The organism is Afifella pfennigii DSM 17143 (assembly GCF_000688515.1).
Lineage (GTDB): Bacteria > Pseudomonadota > Alphaproteobacteria > Rhizobiales > Afifellaceae > Afifella > Afifella pfennigii.
Window position 1 is genome coordinate 13,991 of sequence record NZ_JHZK01000032.1, and the last position, 22,095, is coordinate 36,085.

A 22,095-nucleotide genomic window follows, 5' to 3' on the forward strand; every position below is an offset into this window, starting at 1 on the left:
GCCAGCGGCTTCGCGCGGCGCCCGCCTCGGCGCCGGCATCCCGGCCGGGCCGCTTTTCTTTCAGTTCGTCTCTACCGTCAGCGCGCTCGTGCCGACCGTGATCGGCGTCACATCCATGGCCTCGTCGTCCAGCCAGAAGGCATCCATGCGGTGCAGGCCGAACTGCGCCCCCGGATCCCAGCCGTAGATGCCGGCGATCGGCACATTGCGCAGATAATTGGAGCGCACAACCGGCTGGAAGACATCGGCGACGATGCCGATGGAAAAGGTCTCGGCGGCATGGATCTGGAGCATCTCGTGCCAGATGCGCTCGCGCTCGGCGCTCGCCGTGGTGCGCTGCCAAGCCTTGTACAATTCCAGGAGCTTGAAGGCCGGCGCGTAATCGACGGGCTTTCCCTTCTTTCCCTGATGGGCGTAATGGTCGCCCCAGACCGGCCAGATGAAGTTCTCATAGACGACCGGCGCGAAATCGTCCGGCGGCATGTCGGCGGTCGGAATGCCGTTGTCGAAGCCCGCATCGGCCACCATCTGCAACAGCCCGGCATTGGCGCGGCGGCGAATGTTGTCGCGCTCCGAGGGCTTCACCATCATGGCAACGCCGATCTCCCGCCAGGTCTCCTGCACCAGTTCCAGCGCATCGACGATTTCCGGGCTCTCCCCGTCCGTCTCCACGATGATCTGCAGCGGCCTGCCGTCCGGCATCAGGCGGATGCCGTCGCCGCGGCGCTCCGTCAGGCCGATCTGGTCGAGAAGATCGTTGGCGAGCTGCGGATCGTATTGCGTCCAGGCTTCTCGGTATTCGGGCTCGAAGAGCGGGCTCAGCGGCGTCACGGAATTGTTGCTGGGCTTCGCCAGGCCGAAGAAGAGCACGCGATTGACGAGTTCGCGGTCAATGCCGAGCGACAAAGCGTGGCGGAAGCGTCGGTCGAGAAAGAGCCTGCGCCAGCCCTCGTCCTCGATGTTGAGGTTGGGATAGAGGGCGATGCGCGCCGCCTTGCCGTCCGGCCAGAACAGCGTCTGGTACTGGCGCTGCACCTCGCCGTTCTTCAGAACGGTGATATCGGCGAAGCCGAGACCGCGCGCCTGCAGATCGGTCTCGCCGGCATGCACCTTGGCGGCCACCAGCCGCGCGTCGGCGACATCCATGACGATGCGGTCGATATAGGGAAGCTGGCGGCCGTTGCGGTCGATGCGGTGATAATAGGGGTTACGGATCAGCGTGAAGCGGCGGTTGGAACCGGGCCGGACGACCCAGGGCTGCAAGGTCGGCATCTCCGGATGCTCGTTGCCGTACATGTCGTCCATCAAATTGTGCTCGGCCGCCCAGCTCCGCTTCTTGTCGCGGGCCATCTCCGCGGCGATGAAATCGGGATCGCCGTAACGCTGGTGCCATCTCTTCAGATAATGTGCCGGCCGATAGATGAAGGGCGGTCGGGCGCGGGCGAGATTGGCGAGAAAGCCCGGATTGGGCGCATCCCAGCTATAACGCACGGTGAGCTCGTCGAGCACCTCAAAGCGCGGACCCTCGCCGCCGACGAGCAGGAAACGCGGCAGGCCGCCCGGCGTCAGCTCCCGGTTGGAGGCGATGTCCTCGAAGTAATAGCGGAAGTCCTCCGCCGTGAAGGGCTCGCCGTCCGACCATTTGTGCCCGCGGCGCAGACGCAGGGTGAAGATGCGGCCTTCCTCCACCTCCACGGCCTTCAGAATGTCCGGCTTCAGCTGCAAATCGCGGTCGAAGATGACGAGGCGGGCATAGCCCCAGACATTGGCGAGGCGCACATCCTTGGTGCGGGTGACGATGGTTCGCAGCTCGCCGCCGTGCCGACCAGGACCGCCGCCTTCCGGAAAATCATCGTAGAGGAGCGGCTCCTCCGGCACCCGCTCGGCGACCGGCGGCAGGGCGGCGACGTCATGGGTGGCGGCGAGCGTTTCCGTCTCCATCAGCGGCGGCTGCGCGCGCGCCGGAGCGGCCAGCGAGGCGAGCCAGGCAAGCGCGGCAAAGGCGGCGAAGATGACGGCCGGGGCGCGCATCAGGCCGCCTTCTGCCGCGCCCGCGGCATGCAGACGAGATGGCCGGGGGCGACCTCCTGCAAGGCGGGATGCATGCCATCGAGCAGCCGGTAGGGTTCGGGCCATTGCACCGGATCGGATGCGCCGCTTTCCGTCAAGGCGGCGAAATCGAGCTTCTGATCGAGGCTCGGCGTCGGGATCGCCTTCAACAGCGCCTGCGTATAGGGATGGCGGGCATCCTCGATGATCGCCTTCTTGCCGGCGATCTCCACGATCCTGCCCGCGCACATGACCGCCACGCGGTCGGCGATATAGTCGACGACGGCGAGGTTGTGGCTGACGAAGACGAAAGTGAGGCCGAGCTCGGCCTTCAGATCCTTCAGGAGATTGAGGATCTGCGCCTGCACGGAGACGTCGAGAGCGGAGACCGGCTCGTCGCAAAGCAGCATCTCCGGCGCCAAAGCGAGGGCGCGGGCAATGCCGATGCGCTGACGCTGGCCGCCGGAGAAGGAATGCGGATAGCGCCGGAGGTGGCTGACATTGAGGCCCACCATGCGGATGAGTTCCTTCACCCGCTCGTAGCGCTCGTCCGGGGAGCCGACATCATGGATGATGAGCGGCTCGGCAAGGATATCGCGGACCGTCATGCGCGGGCTCAAGGAGGAGAAGGGATCCTGGAAGATGAGCTGCACGCGGCGGCGGAAGGCGAAGCGCTCGGCCGACGTTAGTCCGGTCAAATCGCGCGCCTCGCCATTGAAGCGGTAGAGAACCTTACCGGCATCCGGCGTCTCGGCGCCGAGAATGACCTTCGCCGTCGTCGTCTTGCCGGAACCGGACTGGCCGACAAGGCCAAGGCATTCGCCGCGCTCCACCTTCAGGCTCACCTCGTCCATGGCGCGGATGGTGCGGCTGCCGGCGCCGGGCCCGGTGCGGCGCAGATGATAGAGCTTGGAAACGCCCTTCAGCTCCAAGAGCGGGGCGGAGACGATCGGCTTGGCCTCGCGCGCCTGGTGCAGGAACATCGCCGGGCGCGTCTCGATCGGACGAATGGGCTGCAACCGCTCGCCAGGCGCCATATCGAAGCGCGGCACGGCGTTGAGAAGCGATTTCAGATAGGGATGGCCCGGCCTGCGAAAGACGTCGTCGATCGTTCCCGATTCCATGATGCGGCCGCGATAGATCACCGACACGTAGTCCGCCATGTTGGCGACGACGCCGAAATCGTGGGTGATCAAGAGCACCGCCATGTGCAGCTCGGCCTGGACGCGGCGGATGAGGTAGAGCACTTCCGCCTGGATGGTCACGTCAAGCGCCGTGGTCGGCTCGTCGGCGATGAGCAGCGCCGGCTGGCACATCAGTGCCATGGCGATGACCGCCCGCTGGCGAAGCCCGCCGGAAAGCTCGAAGGGATAGACCGAGAGCGCCCGCTCCGGATCGGGAAACTGAACGAGGCGCAGCATCTCGGCGGAGATCTGGCGCGCCTCTTTCTCGCTGGCGCCGCGATGCAGGCGCACCACCTCGCCGAGCTGATCTCCGATCGTATGCAGCGGCGACAAGGCCGTCATCGGCTCCTGAAAGACGATGGAGATGCGATCGCCGCGGATGGCGCGCATGGCGCTGCTGGAAGGATGCAACGCGGCCAGATCGACGGTCTTGTCGCTTTGCGGATCGGAAAACAGCATCTGGCCGGAGACGACCCGCCCCTTCTTCGGCAAAATGCCGAGAATCGCCTGCGAGATCACCGTCTTGCCAGAACCGGACTCGCCCACCAGCGCCACCGTGGAGCCGCGCGGCACGCGCAGGGACACGCCGTCGACGGCACGCATCATCCCGTCATCGCCGGCAAAGTCGATGACGAGATCGCGGATGTCGAGCACCGGTAAAGCGGGATCGGCCTGCCTCACGGCAGCGCCCTGCCTCACCGGTTGCGTCGCAGGTGGTAGAAGCTCATTCACGGCAGCCAGCTTGGCGAACAGTTCAAAAGCGCGCAAGATTTAACGCAAGACATGCTTGAGGAAGACGACAGGTGGGTGACAGCTTTCACTTCGCCCTCGACCGGGTGCTCTTGCGCGCTTCCACGTAAAGGCTCTCCCAGGCGCGCTCAGGCGAATCGAGAATCAGCCGCCGGTCGGCGCCTTCGCCAAAGCTGCAGCGGCGGATGTCCTCAAATCCCGCCTCGCGCATGATCTCGGCCAGAAACGCGAAGTCGTAGGCGCATTTGTGCCCCCAATTGTGGTTGAGGTTCCACATCGCCTCGGCCGGCAGCTTCCATTGCAGGAATTTTTCGTGCGGCACCTCGCCGGCGTAATAGGCGGCGTATTTCTCCAAGGAAGGCACGATGATGCGGATGACGGCGTCTGGCGCCATCACCCGCCGAAGCTCGGCGAGCAGGCGGCGGGCATCGGCGATCCTGAGATGCTCCAGGACATGCTCGGCATAAATCCCTTGGAAAAAATCGTCGCGGCAGCGCAAAGGCCGGCGAAGATCGAGCGCCCAATCCACCTGGCGCGGCGGCCTGCCGAGGAGACGGCGGGCGAAGTCCAAGGGGAAAAAATCTGCGTTCACATAGGCTTCGTGCCGCTTCTTGCCGAAGCCGAGATTGAGCAGCCGGTTCTTCGGCGGGGGATGGGCGCGAAACGGCGAAAGCAGGAAGGAGACCAGCTCAAAGCTCAGGTCCTCACGGCCGCGACGCCATTTGGCGCGAAAGTCATGCTTGTCGTCAGACATCAGCGCTGCGATAAGCCGCGGCGCAGACAAGGGCAATCGGCATCGGCCCGCTTGCCTGTGGACCAAAAGCCAGGATAGGGTCTCGCAGGACAATGGACTGGAGGGATCGTGGTCCTGTCCCATCGCATGCGGCAGGTGCCTTGAAGGCATGATTCAACGATCGCGCATCCTCATCTACAGCCACGACACCTTCGGTCTCGGGCATCTGAGACGCTGCCAGGCGCTTGCGGCGGCGATCGTCGACGAATTCGAGCACGCCTCGGTGATGATCCTGTCGGGCTCACCGATCATCGGCAGCTTCGAATATTGCTCGCGGGTCGATTTCGTGCGCGTGCCCGGCGTCATCAAGCTGAGGAACGGCGAATACACCTCGCTCAACCCGAAGATCGACATCAGCGAGACGCTGTCGATCCGCTCTTCCATCATCGAGCATACCGCCTCCATCTACCGACCGGACATCTTCATCGTCGACAAGGAGCCTTACGGGCTGCGCGGCGAGGTACGCCCCACCCTCTCGGCGCTGAAGCGGCAGGGCACGCAACTCGTGCTGGGCCTCAGGGACGTTCTCGACGACCAGCAGATCCTGGCCACCGAATGGACGCGCAAGGAAGCCTATGACGCGCTCACCTATCTCTACGACGAGATCTGGGTCTATGGGCTGAAATCCATCTACGATCCGCTCGCCGGCCTGCCCTTGCCGGAGACGGTGCGCCAGAAGATGGTCTTCACGGGCTATCTGCGCCGGCATCTGCCGAAGGGCGACCTGCACGACGAAGCCCCCTTCGAGGGCGATCCCTACATCATCGTCACGCCGGGCGGCGGCGCCGACGGCATGGAGCTCGTCGACTGGGTGCTGCGTGCCTACGAAGCGCAAGAGCGCGCCCTCTATCCCGCCCTCATCGTGCTCGGCCCGTTCATGTCGCAGAACGACCAGCTCGCCTTCATGGAGCGGGCCGGCAACCTGCGGAACGTCAAGATGATTCGCTTTACTCCGCAGCTGGAGCCGCTGATCGACAAGGCCATCGCGCTGGTGGGCATGGGCGGCTACAACACCTTCTGCGAGGCGCTCTCCTTCGACAAGCCGACGCTGCTCATCCCGCGCATCGTGCCGCGCCGGGAACAGGCTATCCGCGCCGAGCGCGCCGAGGCGCTCGGCCTTGCCACGCATCTGCCCATCGACCGCTATCCGGACGTCACCGCGATCACCGACGCGCTTGCCAAACTGCCCGAGCGCTCGCCGCCCTCCGCCAGCCAGATCCCCGGGCTCTTGGACGGCTGGAAGACCGTCCATGATCGGATCGCACAGGTGTTGGAGCCGCCGGCCATCAAACGCAGCCTCCCCTAGAGCATGTCATACCTTGATGGATGCGTTCTGCCGCGGGGATGTTGCGGCAAGGGCGAGGGGATCGGCGAGGCCGTAGCGGGGCTACGGACGAGCCGAGCGCCGGAGGATCTGGCGCAAAAGCCCCCGGCCCGCCGTCAAGATTCCAAGGGGCGGGTTTTGCCTCGGCGGGCGCTCGCCGCGTCGAGCCGCTCGCCCGATGCCCTGCATCGCGCGGCGCGTCTCTCCTGTCGCTCGTCTCGCCGAAACCAAAACAGAACCGCTTCCAGCAAGGCATGACACGCTCTAGCCGGCTCTTTCCGCTCATGCGCGTTGCGACGATCCTCAAAGGCTATCCGCGCCTTTCCGAAACCTTCATTGCCCAGGAGATCCTGGAGCTGGAGAAGCGCGGCATCGCCCAGATCATCGTCTCTCTGCGCCATCCGACCGATCCTTGCGAACACGATCTGCACCGCGAGATTAAGGCGGAGCGGCTCTATCTGCCGGAATATCTGAAGGACGAGCCGGAGCGGCTTGCGCGTGCCCGGCAGGCGGCAAAGCGCCTGCCGGGCTATCAAGCGGCGCATGAGGCCTTCACCGCCGATCTTGCCGCCGATGCAAGCGCCAACCGGCGCCGCCGCTTCGGTCAGGCCTGCGTGCTCGCCACCGAGCTGCCCGCCGATATCGGCTGGATGCACTGCCATTTCCTGCACACCCCGGCCTCCGTCGCCCGCTATGCCAGCCTGATGACGGGAATTCCCTGGTCCTTTTCCGCCCATGCCAAGGATATCTGGACGACACCGCCGGCCGAGCTTTCCGCAAAGCTCGCCTCGGCCCGTTGGGGCGTCACCTGCACCGGCGTCAACGCGGCCTATCTGAAGGGTCTGACGGACACGCCGGAGAAAGTCAGCCTCGTCTATCACGGCCTCGACCTGCGTCGTTTCCCGGACCGGCCGTGCGAGCATCCCGCGCGCGAGCGCATCACCCTGCTCACCGTCGGGCGAGCGGTGGAGAAGAAGGGCTTTTCGGATCTTCTGCGCGCCCTTGCCCGGCTGAGGGCCGATCCACGCTGGCGGCTCGTCCATATCGGCGGCGGCGGGCTGATGCGGCGCCTTTCGGCGGAGGCGGAGAGACTTGGCATCGCCGAGCGCGTCAGCTTTCGCGGCGCGCAGCCGCGCGAGGCGGTGTTTGAGGCTCTGAAGGAAGCGGATATCTTCGTCCTGCCCTCGCGCATCGCCGCCTCGGGCGACCGGGACGGCTTGCCGAACGTGCTCCTGGAGGCGGCCGCCTTCGCCCTGCCCATCATCGCCACCAAGGTCTCCGCGATCCCCGAGCTTGTCCGCGAGGAGGAGACGGGACGATTGGTGCCGGAGCGCGATCCGAAACGGCTGGCGGCGGCGATCGCCGCGCTGATGGACGATCCGCCCGCCCGCAAGCGGCTAGGGCTTGCCGCTTTCGCCCGGCTGCAGGCGGATTTCTCCTGCGAGCCAGGCATCGATCTTTTGGCCGACAAGCTGAAGCGCTCGCTCGCGGAACGATGAAGATCGCCTTTTACGCGCCGATGAAGCCGCCGGACCATCCCGTGCCTTCCGGCGACCGCAGCTTCTCGCGCGCCATCCTGTCCGCGCTTACCGCCCTCGGCCATGAGGTCGAGATCGTCTCGCGCTTGCGTTCCTGGACGGGCGCGCCGGAGGAACAGGCGGGTCTGCGCCGCGCCGGGCTTGCGGAAGCGGATGCGGTGGTGGAGCGCCTTAGGGCGGCACCGCCAGACTTTTTCCTCACCTACCATCTCTATCACAAGGCGCCCGACTGGATCGGGCCGAAAGTGGCGGACGCCTTCGCCATCCCCTATGCCGCGATCGAGGCAAGCTATGCACGGCGCCGGCTGGAGGGCGCCTGGGCGCTCGGTGCGGCCGATGCCAGAAAGGCGCTGCTGAAGGCCTCGCTGGTGGCCGCCATCCAGACGGAGGACGAGGCGGGCCTGAGAGAGATTCTGCCGGCCGAGCGGGTGACACGCCTGACGCCCTTCACCGATCTCTCGCCCTTTTCCGCCGCCCCGCAACAGCGCGCGGATGGCGGGCCGCTCAAGCTCCTCGCCGTCGGCATGATGCGCCAGGGCAACAAGGCCGATACCTACCGCGCGCTGGCGACGGCGCTGAAGGCCTGGACCCTTACCGATTGGCGGCTGACGGTTGCGGGCGACGGGCCGGAGCGGGAGGGGCTGGAGGCCTTGTTTGCGCCCGAACGCAGCGATTTCCTCGGCCAGGTGCCCAACGCGGCGATGCCTGGCATCTATGCGGGAGCCGATATCTTCGTCTGGCCTTCGGTGAAGGAGCCTTTCGGTTTCGTCTTCATGGAAGCGATGGCGGCCGGGCTTGCCTGTATCGGCGGGCGAAGCGGCGGCGTGCCGGACGTCATCCGCGAGGGGCGCACCGGCTTTCTCGTCGACGCGGGCGAGCCGGAAAGCATCCTCGCCGCGCTGGAAGCGCTGCGCGAGCCGGCGTTGCGCCGCCGTATGGGCGAGGAGGCGCGGCAGATCGCCATCACCGAGCACAGCGTTGAGGCCGGCGCGCGGGCGCTTGCGGCCTTGCTTGCCCGCGCGGTGGAGAATTTTGAACGGGGGATCGGCGGATGCGGGCGCTGATTTGGGCGCAGAACCTGCTCGGCACCGGCCACGCCGTGCGGGCCGGGGCGATCGCCCAGGCACTCAGCCGGACGGGCGCTGAGGTAACGCTGGTCACCGGCTCCCCCCTGCCCGCCTCCATGCGCACCGAACATATCGACATCGTAACCCTGCCGGCGGCGCGCGCCGCCGACACCTCCTTCAGCGCCATCCTCGACGAAAGGGGCGAGCGCGTCGACGAGGCCTGGTGGGCGCGCCGGCGCGACATCCTTCTTCAGGCGGCGCGCCAGGCAAAGCCGGACATCCTCCTCACCGAGGCCTTCCCCCTCGCCCGCCGCGCCTTCTCGGCGGAGCTCCTGCCGCTCATCGCCGCCTGCCGAGAGCTTTGCGACAGATGCTTCATCGCCGCCTCCATTCGCGACATCCTGGTGCGCAAGCCGGCGGCGAAGGAGGCAGCGATGGCCGATCTGGCGCTCGCCCATTACGACGCCATCCTCGTTCATGCCGATCCGGCGCTGGTGCGCCTTGAGGCGAGTTTCGGCGCGGCGGAGCGGCTGGCGCCTCTCATCCACTACACCGGCTATATCGCCAATGGCGCCAGCGCGAAGGCCGAGCCCGGCCTCGGCGAGAACGAAGTCATCGTCTCTGCCGGGGGCGGCGCGGTGGGACGGAAGATCCTCGCCGCCGCCTTGCAGGCGCGCGCCTTCAGCGGCGAGGCGGGCAAGCTCACCTGGCGCATCCTGGCCGGCGCCAATCTCCCGCAGAGCGATTTCGCCCGGCTCGCCGAAGCGGCACCGGCGGGCATCATCGTGGAGCGCGCCCGGCCGGATTTCCCCGAACTGCTCAACCGGGCCCGCCTTTCCGTCAGCCAGGCCGGCTACAACACCGTGGTCGACATTCTCGCCGCCGGCGTGCCGGCCGTCGTCGTTCCCTTCGCGGAAGGCTCAGAGACCGAGCAGACGCAGCGCGCGGCGCTTCTCACGGACAAGGGGCTTGCCGTCGCGCTCACCGAGGCGGAGCTTTCCCCGTCCAGGCTGGCGCGTGCCGTCGACGCGGCGATGGCGCTCACGCCGGAAACGGCATCCATCCGCCTTGGCGGCGCGCAAGAGACGGCGCGGCTCCTTGTGCAGGCTGCCGGGGGGCGGCCATGAACGAAAGCGAGAGACAAAAGGAGCGCTTCCTGGCCGCTCTGGCAGGCGCCGCGGCGACCGGAGAGCCGATCCGCTTCTTCTGGCGCGACGACGACGCGGTGGAGCCGACGCCGGCCCTGGAGCAGCTGCTTGCGCTCTTCGGCGAGGAGGGCGCGCCGCTTAGCCTCGCCGTCATCCCCGAGCCGGCCCGGCCGGCGCTCGCGCAGCGCCTGAAGCGCGAGCCTAAGGTCGCCGTCCTGCAGCACGGCTTCGCCCATCGCAACCATGCGCGGCCGGGCGAGAAGAAGTCGGAATTTCCCGCTTCACGCGCGCTTGCCGCCTCGCTCGGCGACATTGAGGCGGGATGGGCGCGGCTGGAAAACCTGTTCGCCGCGCCGCTGCCGGTCTTCGTGCCGCCCTGGAACCGTATCGCCGCGCCGGTCGCCGAGCGGCTCGCCGGGCTCCGCTTCGCCGGCCTGTCGCGCTACGGCCCGAGCCGGGGCGTGCGGGGCGAGAGGAACGCCCATCTCGATATCGTCGACTGGCGGGGAACGCGCGGCTTCATCGGCCGCGAGGCGGCTTTTCAGCGTCTCGCCGAGGAGGCGGAGGCACGCCTTGCCGGCGACCGGCAGCCGGTCGGCATCCTCACCCACCATCTGGTCCACGACGCAGAGTGCTGGGAATTCTGCGCCGAACTCGTCAGGCTTCTCGCCGAACATCCCGGCGCGGCGATGCCGGCCATTTCGGAGATCTTCCGCCTCAACGCGGACGAAGGCGGCGATGGCTGAGGCGCTGACGCCGAAGAGCCTCCTGCGGGCGGTGAAGAAGCTCCGGCTTCTGGAGCGGCTTGCCGAAAGGGGCGATGCCGGGCTTCTCGCCGATGCCGCCATGGAGGATTTCCTCAAGACCTATCGGGACGGTGCCTTCGCCTCGCTGCTACTGGCCAGCGACGCCCCTTGCAGCGAGCGGGCCCACCTTGCCCATATCTGGTCCATCTCCGTCGTCGACGAGGCGCGGCTGAAGCGCTACGCCGCCCATCAATTCCCCGGCGCAACGGTGAAAGGCTTCATCGCAGATGCGGCGCTGATGGCGGCGGCGCGCACCGACCCTTTCCAGGAAGAGGCGGAAATCCTCACCCTGCCGGAGCCGAAAAGCCTCTACGCCGTTCTGTGCGGGCCGCGCTCCGGCTCCACCTGGTTCTGCAATCTCATCCGTGGCACCGGCCTCCTCGGCGAGCCGAGAGAGCATCTGCGCCCTTTCATCCTTTTTCTGTCCGAGCATCGCAGGGCCTTCGGCCTCAACCTTCAGCGCTGGCTCGCCCTGCTCATCCGCAAGGAAACACAAAACGGCATCTTCGGCACCAAGATCATCCAGGATTTCGCCCTGGAACTGATGCCCTCGCTGACATCCGGCGAGCGCGAGGCCGTCGAGCGTCTTGCCAGGCGCGCCCGCTTTGTGGATTTCCGGCGGCGGGACCAGGTGGCGCAGGCGGTCTCTGAATATCTCGCCGAAGCAACGCGCATCTGGCATGTGCGCACGCCCGAACACCTTCCCGATTACGAGGCGGCGAAGGTGGTCGTTCCCTATGACCGGCAGTGCATCGCCGCCGCCTTCGCCCGCCATCGCGCCGCCGAGGCCAGGACGGAGGCCTGGCTTGAAAGCTCCGGCCGGCCGGCGGTGCGGCTCTTCTACGAGGACGTCTTGGCCGATCCGCGCGCTGCCCTTGAGGAGGTGCACCTCTTCCTCACCGGAGAGGCCGCGCCGGCCTTCGAGCTCGCCACGACCCGTTATCAGCGCCTTGGCGATGAGGTGAACGAGGCGATGGTGGAACGCTTCCGCAAGGAGGAAGGCCTCTAGAATTTCTTTCGAGATTACAGCCCGAGGCGCTCGCAGGTCGCTTGCGCCAGCATGTCGCGGCAATCGGCGGAGCGGGCGAAATCGTCGTAGATCAGCGTCCAGCTGCCCTCGTCGGCGTCGCGGTAAGGGCCGAACTTGAAATACTGGTCCGGGCCCAGATCGCGATGCCCGATCCGCCCGGCGACGCTGACGACATGCTGATCGTTGGCGAAAATCTCGATGCGCCCGTCGCCCTCCGGGTCCGGCTTGACGAAGATGGCGAAATCGAACCATCCCTCCCGCGCCTCAGGCAGGGCGGGCAGATGGCGCTTGATGCGGATTTGGCGCGTGCACAGATCGTATTCGCTGTGGCGCGCGGGCTTTTCTCCCGCTTCGGCGATAAGCCAGCCGCGGCTTTGCGCATCGTAGGGGCGCGACCAGATCGCCAGTTCCTCGCCGGCACAGGGAAATCTCGCCGTGCCGTCGCCGTCGCGCTCGCCGTCGAGAAGATGCGTCTCCACGGTGAAGAACATCTGTCCCTCGCGCAGCCGCAGCGCCAGGAAGGGACTGGAATTGCCGGGTACGCCCTTGGGCACGGTGCGCTTCCACTGCGCCATCACATGACGATGGTCGTCGGCGGGCCGCTCGCCGGCAAAGCGCACCGAAAACCGGTACCAGACCGGCGTGCCATAAGGCAGCCGGCGATCCTTCGCCTCCCAGAGCTCGGCCCGCTCCGAGCAATCCTCGGCCGGGCGCGGGCAATGCTCGCTCAAGCTCAGCTCGATCGCGCGCGAGCCGTTCTTGCCGGCGCCGTCGAGAAAGCGGAACTGGCCGGCCCGCTGCTCGAAATTGTCCTTGTAGAAGAGCGCGCCACCAGCATCGAGATCGCCGCTCTCGAAATCCTCCGTCAGAGCCGCCGCCGCATAGGCATGCGCCGGGGATGCCTCCGCGCCAAGCGCCGGGGAAGACAGCGACAGGGCGACAAACGCCGCGGCCAGACCGAAAGCTCTCTGCATGCCGAACCTCTCCTCGGACGGGAAACTAGCGATGCAGCGCGGCGCGCACAACGGCGCTTGGCGCGGCCGCCTCAATCCTCTTTGAGCGCCTCTGGCCAGCGGCGGAAGAGGAATTCCAGCGTTACCGGCGCGAGGATGCAGGTGGCGGCGGAGATGAGGACGAAGGCCGCGTAGAGCTCGGGCGGGACCGCCCAATCGCCGAACTGGCGGGCGCGCTCCACGACGATCATGGCGATCTCCGCGCGCGGCACCATGCTGACACCGATAAGCGTGGCACCGGCGGCGCGCGTGGCCAGCAGCGCCGGCAGGCCCGCGCCGAAGACCTTGCCGAGAACCGCCACGGTGAGGAGCGCAAGGCCCGGCCCGAGAGAAGAGGCGAGCGCATCGGCCGGCAGCGACAGGCCGATACCGATGAAGAAGAAGGGCGCCAGAAGGTGGTAGAGGCCCTGAAAGCCGCCGTCGATCTTGACCGCATCGGGATCGCGGCTGAAGGCAAGGCCGGCGAAAAGAGCGCCAAGAGCGGCTGAAAAGCCGAGCGCGGAGGAAACGCCGGCAATGAGAATGCCGATGCCGGCCACAAGCGCGATGAGCTGCGGGCGCGAGCCGAAGCGCCGAAACGTGGTTGTCAGACGCTCCTCGGCATAGCGCGCAAAGGCAATGCAGGCGCCGGCGAAGAGCACGAGTTTGACGAGAAAAACGCCGCCGGTCGCCATAAGCTGCGGTACGAGCTCGCCGTCGGAGCCGCCAGCCTGGCGCAGGATCGGCAGAACGGCGAAGAGAAGCGCCATGAAGGCGACGCCGGAAAGGTCGTCCATCTCCGCCACGTCGGTCAGAAGCTGGCCCTTGCGGGTCCCAAGAGCGCCGTGATGACGCCACATGCCGACCGAGACGCCGATGCTGGTCGCCGTCAGGGCCGTGGCAACGACCAGGCTCGGGATCAGCCCGAAGCCAAGCAGATGATACGCCACCAGATAGCCGGGAACGGCGCTCAAGGCGACATTGCCGACCCAGATGACGCTTGCCATCGGCAGCTGGCGCAAGAGCTCGGTGAGGTTGCTCTCCAGCCCAATGCGAAAGAGCAGCGCAATCACGCCAAGCTCCTGCAGGACGTCGAAGGTGAAGTGGCCCTCCGCGTTGAGGAAGTGCCAGCGATCATCCGCCAGTCGCAGGAGGAAGCCGAGCGCCATGAAGCCGATGAGGGCGGGCACGTAGGTCCGCTCCAGAAGGGCGCGCAGGATGATCGCCGCCACGATCAAGGCGCCGATGATGACGACCAGAAGCGCAAGTGCTTGCTGTGATCCGCTCATCGCCACGGCGGGGGACCTTTCCTCCCTTTTCAGCGCGCCAAGTTTCCAGCCCGCTCGCCGCCGATGCAGCGCGCCCGGTGCCGGCCAGGGATGCCGAGCTCAGCCGCAGCCAGCGCCAACCTTTGAGAAAATTCCTGGGCAGCCCGGCTTCATCCTGCGACGCGCTCCTTCTCCCAGGCTTATCGCCTGAACGGATCAGCCTTAAATCCTTGATTCTTAAAAATGAGCCTTGAGCTGCAAGATCAATATCAACGAAAAATCGAAAATCGCATTCCGTTTTCTTCAATCAGAGCGTCTTTTTGCGCTAAACTTATGATAGATGGTCACCTACAAATACTCGCGATTGCGCTTGAGCGGGATGCCCGTGAGGAATCTGGAATTCTTATATATTAGAAATACTTGTAACAGCACCATCGAGATCGGCCTGCAAAATCTTCAGGATTCCGTGCAGGCATATCTCCAGCCCGGCCATGTCAAGCGCGTGGGCGAGGGACGGATCGTCATTCTACGCTCACCGGAAGAAATCGTTCTGACCTTCTTCCTTCAGAACATCTCCGAGGAATGCCGCCTCGACCTTTACCGGGTCAGCTCCTCGCAAACCGTCCGGCAGCGCTCGCTCTTGCCAGGGCGGACGCGCAACATCCGGCTTGATGGCAGCGATGGTCTGGTCGTCGTGCCGGTGGGGAAACTGGAAGATTAATCTCGGCAACGGAGCAGATCATGACGAGCACGACAGAGACCGACCTGCTGTTCGACCTTTTGGAGCAAAGGGCGAAGCGTCTGGACATCGAAACGCTTGCGCAGATGTGCCAGCCGGAGCGGATGCTGAACAACTCGCTCAATGTGCACAATCTCGATTCGGGCGGCCATCTTCTCGGCCTCAACATCGACTATTCCGGCAAGGAGGCGCGCATCCGCATCCCGCCCAAGGGCAACCAGACGATCCAGAATTTCAGCTTTTTGACGATGTGGTTCTTGCAGATCCACCAGGACCCGCCCGTGCGGCTGACGAACCGGGCCAACAATGTCTGCTTTTACGAGGTGAACCGGCTGAAGGCCAACGGCCTCAACATCCAGCAGCAATTCATCAATCCGCATGCCGGGGCGAACTGCACCTACGATTTGGATGTCGGCGACCGGCTGATCGTCGTGCCCGTTTCCATGATGCAATACTATCTGCGCCACGCCAATCACATCGAATGGGCGCCGCCGGAAGAAGATCGTGCCATGCAGGGGCAGAACTAGCAGGCCGTCGAAAAACGCAGTGAGGTCGCGATGGAGGGCGCTTCCGTCGAGATCGAGAACGGCACCGGGGCGGGCGGCGTCATCGTCGCCCGCTTTCAAACCGCGGCCGATCAGGTCGGCACGCTGCACATCGCCGGCGGGGCACGCCAGCGCTTCGATGCGTTCGATCGGCTGACGGTCACGGCCCCGAAGGCTTCGGGACATCTGAGGCTCTTCAACCACGCGACCTGGCCGCTCGGCCTCGTTCATGAAACGAAATCGGGCCATAAGATCGAGGCGCAGATCACCGTCAGCGGCTTTCGCGACGTTACGGTGGCGCCGGGCGACCAGCTCACCATCGTGCCGCAGCCCGCGGCGCTCGCCATGCCGCCGCCGCCGCATCTTTATCTCGCCCAGTTCCGCCCGGCCGCGCCCCCGCCACCCTTCGCGCCCAACCGGCAGCCGCCGGGCTTTGCGGTGTTTCTGGAATGGCGCCATCCGATGGAAGTTCAGCGGGAGCTCTGCGGCTACAACGTCTATCGCGCGGTCTATCGCGGTGACATGCCGCTCGCCCTCAACGCACTGAACGGTCCTCCGCAGCAGGGTTGCCTTGCCCAGGTCGTCGATATCCGCCCGCCAGCGCCGCACAATCACCGCTATGCCGTCACCGCGGTCAGCCGCCAGGGCGTGGAAAGCCTCTTCTCCAATGTGCGCATCCTGGACTGGCGCACGCGGCTCGACCTCTTCGATGCCGGCTTCGTGCCGCTTTGAAAGGCCGAGCACGGAGGCACGCCTCATAGCCGCTTGGCGACTTCCTCCAGCATGACCTCGGTCGCACCGCCGCCGATGGCGTGGACGCGGGCGTCGCGAACCATGCGCTCGATCGGGGCGTCCTCCAGATAGCCGAAGCCGCCATGGAACTGCTGGCAATCGTAGAGGACGCGGTTCACCAGCTCGCCGCAGGTGGCCTTGACCATGGAGACCTCCCTCACGCAGTCATGCCCCTGCGCGTCGAGCCAAGCCGCATGGTAGACAAACTGGCGCGCCGCCGCGACCTCCGCCCAGCGCTGGGAGAGGCGCTGGCGGATGGCCTGTTTGTCCCAGAGCACCCCGCCGAAGGCCGGCCGCGTCTTCACGTAGTCAAGCGTCAGTTCCAGCGCCTTCTGCGCCTCGCCGATCGCCTGGGCGCCGAGCACCAGCCGCTCGTTCTGGAAATTGCGCATGACGGCATAAAAGCCCTTGTTCTCCTCGCCCAGAAGGCAATCGGCGGGCAGCCGGCATGCGTCGAAGACGAGCTCGGCGGTATCGGAGGAGCGCCAGCCCATCTTGGCGAGGGCCCGGCCGACGGAGAAGCCCGGCGTGCCTTTCTCGACGCAGAACATGGAGATGCCGCGCGAACCCTTCGCATCGGGATCGGTCCTGGCCGCGACGAAGTAAAGGTCGGCATGCACGCCGTTGGTGATGAACATCTTGCTGCCGTTCAGCACCCATTCGTCGCCGTCCCGCACGGCGCGGGTGCGCAGGCCGGCAACGTCCGATCCCGCCCCCGGCTCGGTGACGGCGACGGCCGTGATGATATCGCCGGCGACGATGCCGGGCATGTAGCGGTCTTTCTGGGCATCGGAGCCGAAATTGGCGAGATGCGGCGAAGCCATGTCCGTGTGCACCAGCACGGTGATGGCAAAGCCGCCGAAGGTGGAGCGTCCCAGCTCTTCGGCCAGCACCGCGGTCGCCAGGGTATCCAGCCCCGAACCGCCATAGGCTTCGGGGTAGCGAAGTCCGAGAAAGCCGAGCTCTCCCATCCGCCGCAGGAGGGGGCGAGGCGTCATGCCTTCCGCTTCCCAGGCCTTGGCCGATGGCACCACTTCAACTTCGATGAAACGGCGCAGCTGTTGGCGGAACTGCTCAAGCTCGGGCGGAAAATAGACGGAACGGTACACGACTGAACCTCCTTCGCCAGGTGAAACCAAAAGGTGTGGCGCGCGTCAGCCGAATTGCGGCGGGCGCTTGGCGTGGAAGGCAGCGATACCTTCTTTCCAATCCTCGCTGCCGACGAGCAGGCTCAGGGCCTCAAGGCCATAGCGGCGGGCGCTGCGCAGGTCGGCGTCCTCGGCGAGATAGATGGCGGCCTTGCTCTGGGCGATGGCGCGCGGGCTGAGGCCCTTGAGGTGGTCAGCGAGATGAAGAGCCTCCGGCAGGAGCTGATCGGGCTCCGTCACCGCGTAGACGAGGCCCCGGCGTTCGGCCTCCTCGGCGTCGACATGGCTGGCCAGGAGGATCCATTCCAGCGCCTTGCCGCGGCCGACATGGCGGGCAAGCTTCTGCACACCGCCCGCGCCGGCGATGGCGCCGAGCTTGACCTCCGGCAGGCCGATGCGGGCCGCCTTCGACATCAACCGAAAATCGCACGACAGGGCCAGTTCGCAACCGCCTCCGAGTGCGAAGCCGTTGATGGCGGCGATCACCGGATAGGGCTGCTCTTCCAGGCTGTCGAAGATACGGGCAATGCGCTCCAAATAGGTGTCGCGCAGCACAAAGCCGGCATCCCGCCCCAGCCGATCCTCGGCGAAATAGTCGAGATGGGCGCCGCAGCAGAAAGCCCGGCCGCTGCCGGTGATGATCAGAGCCCGCGTGCCTGGACCCTTCAGGCTAGCGAGCACCTCTTCCAGCCCGTCCAGAAGGGCGTGGGTGAGGGTGTTCATCTCCGCCGCCCGGGTCAAGGTGACCTGCGCCACCCCCTCGGCCGGCCAGGTCAGCTCCATGGCCTCGTTCTTCACAAATTCCTCCCCTGATCGTGCTCTAGCGTGTCACCTTGATGCCAGCCTTCTCGCGATCCCATAGGCGGCACATATTCTCGGCCGCCCAGGCGCGCAGCTTGTACTTCTCGATCTTCTCCGGAGCCGTCTTCGGCAACGCGTCGAGCAGGTGCAGGTATCGCGGCACCATGAAGTACGGCATGTTGGCGTCGCAAAAGGCGATGATCTCGGCGAAGTCGATCCTGGCGCCGGCATTGGCGACGAGGCAGACGAGCACGTCGTCCTCGCCCAGCTCCGAGGGCACCGCCACGGCCGCGGCCTCGCGCAGAGCCGGATGGCGGGAGACGATCATCTCCAGCTCGTAGGCGGAGATGTTCTCGCCGCGACGACGGATGGCGTCCTTTTTGCGGTCGACGAAATAGAGGTAACCATCGGCATCGAGATAGCCGCGATCGCCCGTGTGAAACCACAAGGACGACATGACGCCGAGCGTTTCCCTGGGCATATCGAAATAGCCCTGCATCATGATGCCGGGAACGGAAGGGCGCACGGCGATCTCGCCCACCTCGCCCGCGGGCAGCGCCCAGTCCTCGTCGTCCAGGATCGCCACCTCGGCATAGGGATGGGCGCGCCCCGCCGAACCGGCTTTCGCGGCTGGCTCATCGGGCCCGTGCAGGGTGACCGCGAAGGTCTCGGTTTGCGCGAAGAGGCTGGTGAGCTTGATGCCCATGTCGCGGAAGGGCTTGCCCGCCTCTTCATCCAAGGCCGGAACCACCATGCATTGGCGCAGCTTCAGGCGGCTGCGGTCGAGACGGTCCAGCTCCTTAAGGGCAATGTTGGCCATGGCTCCAAGGGCGTTGGCCTGCGTGGCGCCGCAATCGACGATCTCCTGCCAGAACCGCGAGCCGGAGAAGCGCCGCGACACGGCGAGCGTCGCCCCGCAGATCAACGCCGGCATCATGGAATACCAAAGAGCGTTGGCGTGAAACAACGGCAGGCAGGTGTAGAGGACGTCCTCGGCGGTGTAGCCGTAGACCGATACCAATTGGTGGCCGATGCTAAGGCCCTGCGAGTGAGGCGCGACCACGCCCTTGGAGGGGCCGGTGGTGCCGGAGGTGTACATGAGGAAAACCGGGTCGCGGTAGGTCACCCCCGCATCGACGGGCGCGTCGGGTGCATCCTCGATCGCAGCGAAGGGTAGCGTGGAGACCCCGATGTCTTCGGCCGTGCCCTTCGAGCCAGGGACCACGATGACGATGCGGATCGGCCCGTCGCCGCTCATACAGGCGGCGACACGCGGCAGCAGATCCTCCTCGACGATGAGCACGCTCACCTTGGATTGCTCCAACAGGTAGCTGAGCAGCTCACCCTTGACGGCCGTGTTGAAGGGAACCGCCACCGCACCCAGCTTGCCGAGCCCGAAGACCGACCAGACGAATTGCGGGCAATTGCCGAGCAATAGGCCGACATGCGTGCCCTTTCCCACCTTGGCCTTGTCACGCAGGCCGTTGGCGACGCGGTCGGAGTGGCTATCGGCGAAGGCATAACTGTAGGCCTGCCCCTCGAAGGCGAGGAAGGTCTTCTCTCCCCGCGCGGCGGCATGTGTGCGCAGCACGTCGCCCACCGTGCCGTGCACGGCACCGAACGGCTTGGTCATGTCTGACTTCCTCTTTTGCCTCGTGCTCTTGCCTCGCTCGTCGCAGGCACTCTGACCCCACCACAGCTCATAGCGGCCACAGAACGATCTCGGGAAACATCAGGAACAGTACGATCAGCCCGATCTCCAACAGCACGAACGGGATACAGCCGATGAAGACCTCCTTGAGCGGAAGGTCGGGCACCGAGCCCTTCACCACGAAGACGTTCAGCCCGACAGGCGGCGTGATGAGGCCGATCTCCACCGCCTTCACCACGAGGATGCCGAAAAGAACCGGGTTCACCCCGACATGCTCCACGATGGGAAAGACGATGGGCATGGTCAGCAGCACCATCGAGATGCCGTCGATGAACGCGCCCAGGAACAGGAAAGGCACCAGGATCAAGAGCACCAGGACGTGGACCGGCAAGTCGAAGCCGGAGACCAGCTGGGCGATCTCGACCGGCAGCCGGCTCGTGGTCAACGCCATGCTGAAGAGCCCCGCGCCGATGATCAGGCCGAAGACGGCGCAGGTAATCGATCCGCTCTGCCGCAGGCCAGCCCAGATGATGGCAAAGCGCCCAGGCTTGAACAGCGCCATTGCCAGCACCGCAAAAGCTCCGAGAGCTGCAGCCTCGTTGGGCGTGGCAAGGCCCAGATAGATGGAGCCGATGACCAGGAGGAACAGCAGCGCCGCGTCCCAGGTCATGAGCAGGCTGGAGAAGCGCTCGGCCATCGTCACCCTGCCCTGTTCGATGCTGCGGCCGACGGTCTTCGGGCTGAGATAGCTGATGGCGATGATGCCGACGATGTAGGCGAGAGCCGTCAGCACGCCGGGGATGAGAGCGCCGACGAAGAGCTGCACCACGGAGGTGCCCGTGGCCAAACCGTAGATGACGAGAATGCTGCTCGGCGGAATAAGGACGCCCAGGGTGCCGCCGGCAGCAACGCAGGCCGCCGCCAGGCGGTCGCTGTAACCGGCGGCCCGCATCTCGGGGATGGCGACATGGGCGATGGAGGAAGCCGTGGCGATGCTGGAGCCACTGACGGTGGAGAACACGCCGCAGGCGAAGACGGTGGCCGTCGCCAGGCCGCCCCGAAGGCCGTTGGTCATGATGCTGGCGGATTTGAACGCCTGCCGCGACATGCCGGTCGCGAAGGCCAGCTGGCTCATGAACATGAACAGCGGAACGACGATGAAGGCGAAGTTCGCCACATAGGAATAGGGAAAGGTCGCCAGGACGTATTCAAAGCCCGCCGGCCCGCGCGCGATGAAGATGCCGAGCATGCCGCTCGCCATCAGCGCGAAGGCGATCGGCATGCCAACGAGCAGCAGCACGAAAAGCGTGCCGATGATCACCGATCCCAGCTCGATCGGCGTCACTTGACCGTCTCCTCGATCCCGTGATGCGGTTGTGGGCGCGCCGTCAACACGAGGCGCAACAGGTCGCAGACGAGCTGCAGCCATAACATCGCCAGACCGAAGGCCAACGTGATCCGCGCCGGCCAGATGGGAAAGGCGATGGCGCCGAAGCTCATCTCGCCCCGCAGGGTCGAAATCCAGGCTTCCTGGCCCGTGTACCAGGCCATGACGCCGATCACCGCTGCGGCCAGGAGCGTAACCAGGCCTTCCTGGATGCGCCGGGCGGCGGGCGGCAGCCTTGAAACCAGGATCTCGACATAGAAGTTCGACTTGGTGGCCTGCACCGAGGCAAGCCCGAGATAGACCAGCGCCAGGAGCAACAAAGTGCTGAACTCCGTCGCCCCCGGGATGGGTGCGTTCAGGGCGGCGCGAAACACAACGTCCAGAACGACGGTGATGGTGATGACGAAGATCGCCAGCCCGGACAGGACGCCGAAAAACCTGCTCAGCCTATCGATCGCGCGGAGTGTTCGCTGCATCCTCGGATCCTGCCCGGCAGCCGCAAACCGCCTTTGACGACCATGCCGACGGTCGGGTTTGCGTCCTTCCGGCAACGAGCGGCCGGCCGAGGGCGGATGCCACCAGCCGGCGCTGGCGGCTTACTTTTCTTGCCTGGCGGTGTAGCGCGCCAAACCGGGCAGATATTCGTGGCTGTCGACGCTCTCCGAAACGAGGCCGCGGTAGCGCTCAAGGAAGGCCGCACCGTCCACGCCGCGCTGGTCGGCCGCAAGGATCCACTTATACCAGCGGTCATAGCTTCTGACCGACGTGTGCCCACTTGCGCATTCCGATCGAGGTTATGGCGCCTGGGTCCTCGAGTAGCTTCACCCATGCCTCGCAGGCTGCGTCGATGATGGCGTCGTAGGTGTCGAAGGCGCGGTTGGAGAGCCAGTTGGCGCGCAGGTATTGCCAGATGTTCTCGACCGGGTTGAGCTCTGGCGCCCGCGAGGGCAACAGGATGGGCGTGATGTTCTTCGGCACGTCGAGCTTCGATGTCGTGTGCCATCCGGCTCGGTCCATGAGGAGCACGGCGTGAGCGCCCTTGGCGACCGCGCGGCTGATCTCGTCGAGGTGGAGCTGCATGGC

General features: G+C 65.8%; 20 protein-coding genes. 9 read left to right on the forward strand and 11 right to left on the reverse strand.

Annotated features, from left to right (window positions below; all coding sequences use genetic code 11):
- Nucleotides 1-60 precede the first annotated feature (60 nt).
- From Q331_RS22310 to Q331_RS22315, 3 genes are all read right to left on the reverse strand, one after another.
- Entirely contained in the window at nucleotides 61-2,031 is a 1,971-nt protein-coding gene (locus Q331_RS22310; protein ID WP_084175124.1) for an ABC transporter substrate-binding protein, read from the reverse strand.
- Nucleotides 2,031-3,914, reverse strand: a complete 1,884-nt coding sequence (locus Q331_RS0116920; RefSeq protein WP_034492835.1) for a dipeptide ABC transporter ATP-binding protein — start codon at nucleotides 3,912-3,914, stop codon at nucleotides 2,031-2,033. The genes Q331_RS22310 and Q331_RS0116920 overlap by 1 nt, the downstream gene beginning before the upstream one ends.
- 136 nt (nucleotides 3,915-4,050) lie before the next feature.
- Nucleotides 4,051-4,737, reverse strand: a complete 687-nt coding sequence (locus tag Q331_RS22315) for a class I SAM-dependent methyltransferase (RefSeq protein WP_051631302.1) — start codon at nucleotides 4,735-4,737, stop codon at nucleotides 4,051-4,053.
- A 148-nt stretch (nucleotides 4,738-4,885) separates the two neighbouring features.
- Between Q331_RS22315 and Q331_RS0116930 the strand changes: the two genes are divergently transcribed.
- The 6 genes from Q331_RS0116930 to Q331_RS0116955 all read left to right on the forward strand — a co-directional run bounded on the left by Q331_RS0116930 (nucleotide 4,886) and on the right by Q331_RS0116955 (nucleotide 11,668).
- Nucleotides 4,886-6,082 (forward strand): glycosyltransferase family protein, encoded by a 1,197-nt coding sequence (locus tag Q331_RS0116930; RefSeq protein ID WP_026381643.1) that lies wholly within the window; start codon nucleotides 4,886-4,888, stop codon nucleotides 6,080-6,082.
- 272 nt (nucleotides 6,083-6,354) lie between these two features.
- A complete protein-coding gene (locus Q331_RS0116935) occupies nucleotides 6,355-7,599 on the forward strand; it encodes a glycosyltransferase family 4 protein (protein WP_051631303.1) in 1,245 nt (414 codons plus the stop codon).
- Entirely contained in the window at nucleotides 7,596-8,702 is a 1,107-nt protein-coding gene (locus tag Q331_RS0116940) for a glycosyltransferase family 4 protein (protein ID WP_026381645.1), read from the forward strand. The genes Q331_RS0116935 and Q331_RS0116940 overlap by 4 nt, the downstream gene beginning before the upstream one ends.
- Nucleotides 8,690-9,832, forward strand: coding sequence for a glycosyltransferase family protein (locus Q331_RS0116945; protein ID WP_026381646.1), 1,143 nt, complete (start codon nucleotides 8,690-8,692; stop codon nucleotides 9,830-9,832). Before Q331_RS0116940 ends, Q331_RS0116945 begins: the two co-directional genes overlap by 13 nt.
- The gene (locus Q331_RS23965) at nucleotides 9,829-10,599 is read left to right on the forward strand and encodes a polysaccharide deacetylase family protein (protein ID WP_051631304.1); all 771 of its coding nucleotides are present in this window, start codon (nucleotides 9,829-9,831) and stop codon (nucleotides 10,597-10,599) included. Before Q331_RS0116945 ends, Q331_RS23965 begins: the two co-directional genes overlap by 4 nt.
- A complete protein-coding gene (locus Q331_RS0116955) occupies nucleotides 10,592-11,668 on the forward strand; it encodes a Stf0 family sulfotransferase (protein WP_026381647.1) in 1,077 nt (358 codons plus the stop codon). Before Q331_RS23965 ends, Q331_RS0116955 begins: the two co-directional genes overlap by 8 nt.
- Before the next feature lie 14 nt (nucleotides 11,669-11,682).
- On the opposite strand, the gene Q331_RS0116960 is transcribed toward Q331_RS0116955, so the two are convergent.
- Together Q331_RS0116960 and Q331_RS0116965 are read right to left on the reverse strand one after the other, a co-directional pair.
- Complete coding sequence (locus tag Q331_RS0116960) at nucleotides 11,683-12,663, reverse strand: polysaccharide lyase (RefSeq protein WP_026381648.1); 981 nt, start codon at nucleotides 12,661-12,663, stop codon at nucleotides 11,683-11,685.
- Between the two features lie 71 nt (nucleotides 12,664-12,734).
- Nucleotides 12,735-13,970 (reverse strand): cation:proton antiporter, encoded by a 1,236-nt coding sequence (locus Q331_RS0116965; protein WP_026381649.1) that lies wholly within the window; start codon nucleotides 13,968-13,970, stop codon nucleotides 12,735-12,737.
- A 319-nt stretch (nucleotides 13,971-14,289) separates the two neighbouring features.
- On the opposite strand from Q331_RS0116965, the gene Q331_RS0116970 reads away from it, so the two are divergent.
- Genes Q331_RS0116970 through Q331_RS0116980 form a run of 3 tightly spaced genes read left to right on the forward strand, consistent with a single transcriptional unit; the run spans nucleotide 14,290 to nucleotide 15,965 of the window.
- Nucleotides 14,290-14,670 carry a hypothetical protein gene (locus tag Q331_RS0116970; RefSeq protein WP_156953393.1) on the forward strand — a complete coding sequence of 127 codons (381 nt, stop codon included), beginning with the start codon at nucleotides 14,290-14,292 and terminating at the stop codon, nucleotides 14,668-14,670.
- Nucleotides 14,671-14,690: 20 nt separating this feature from the next.
- Entirely contained in the window at nucleotides 14,691-15,215 is a 525-nt protein-coding gene (locus Q331_RS0116975) for a hypothetical protein (protein WP_026381651.1), read from the forward strand.
- Nucleotides 15,216-15,245: 30 nt separating this feature from the next.
- Nucleotides 15,246-15,965 carry a hypothetical protein gene (locus Q331_RS0116980; RefSeq protein WP_026381652.1) on the forward strand — a complete coding sequence of 240 codons (720 nt, stop codon included), beginning with the start codon at nucleotides 15,246-15,248 and terminating at the stop codon, nucleotides 15,963-15,965.
- A 23-nt stretch (nucleotides 15,966-15,988) separates the two neighbouring features.
- On the opposite strand, the gene Q331_RS0116985 is transcribed toward Q331_RS0116980, so the two are convergent.
- The 6 genes from Q331_RS0116985 to Q331_RS0117015 all read right to left on the reverse strand — a co-directional run.
- Nucleotides 15,989-17,134 (reverse strand): acyl-CoA dehydrogenase family protein, encoded by a 1,146-nt coding sequence (locus Q331_RS0116985; RefSeq protein WP_026381653.1) that lies wholly within the window; start codon nucleotides 17,132-17,134, stop codon nucleotides 15,989-15,991.
- A gap of 45 nt (nucleotides 17,135-17,179) precedes the next feature.
- Nucleotides 17,180-17,971: an enoyl-CoA hydratase/isomerase family protein gene (locus Q331_RS0116990; RefSeq protein ID WP_026381654.1), complete on the reverse strand. Its 792-nt coding sequence runs from the start codon at nucleotides 17,969-17,971 to the stop codon at nucleotides 17,180-17,182.
- A gap of 22 nt (nucleotides 17,972-17,993) precedes the next feature.
- Nucleotides 17,994-19,607 carry an AMP-binding protein gene (locus Q331_RS22325; RefSeq protein WP_034492837.1) on the reverse strand — a complete coding sequence of 538 codons (1,614 nt, stop codon included), beginning with the start codon at nucleotides 19,605-19,607 and terminating at the stop codon, nucleotides 17,994-17,996.
- Between the two features lie 67 nt (nucleotides 19,608-19,674).
- On the reverse strand, nucleotides 19,675-20,970 hold the full coding sequence (locus Q331_RS0117000; RefSeq protein ID WP_026381655.1) for a TRAP transporter large permease: 1,296 nt from the start codon (nucleotides 20,968-20,970) through the stop codon (nucleotides 19,675-19,677).
- Nucleotides 20,967-21,488 (reverse strand): TRAP transporter small permease subunit, encoded by a 522-nt coding sequence (locus Q331_RS0117005; protein WP_026381656.1) that lies wholly within the window; start codon nucleotides 21,486-21,488, stop codon nucleotides 20,967-20,969. The genes Q331_RS0117000 and Q331_RS0117005 overlap by 4 nt, the downstream gene beginning before the upstream one ends.
- Before the next feature lie 271 nt (nucleotides 21,489-21,759).
- A partial coding sequence (locus tag Q331_RS0117015) for a transposase (RefSeq protein WP_026381657.1) occupies nucleotides 21,760-22,095 on the reverse strand: 336 nt, incomplete at its 5' end.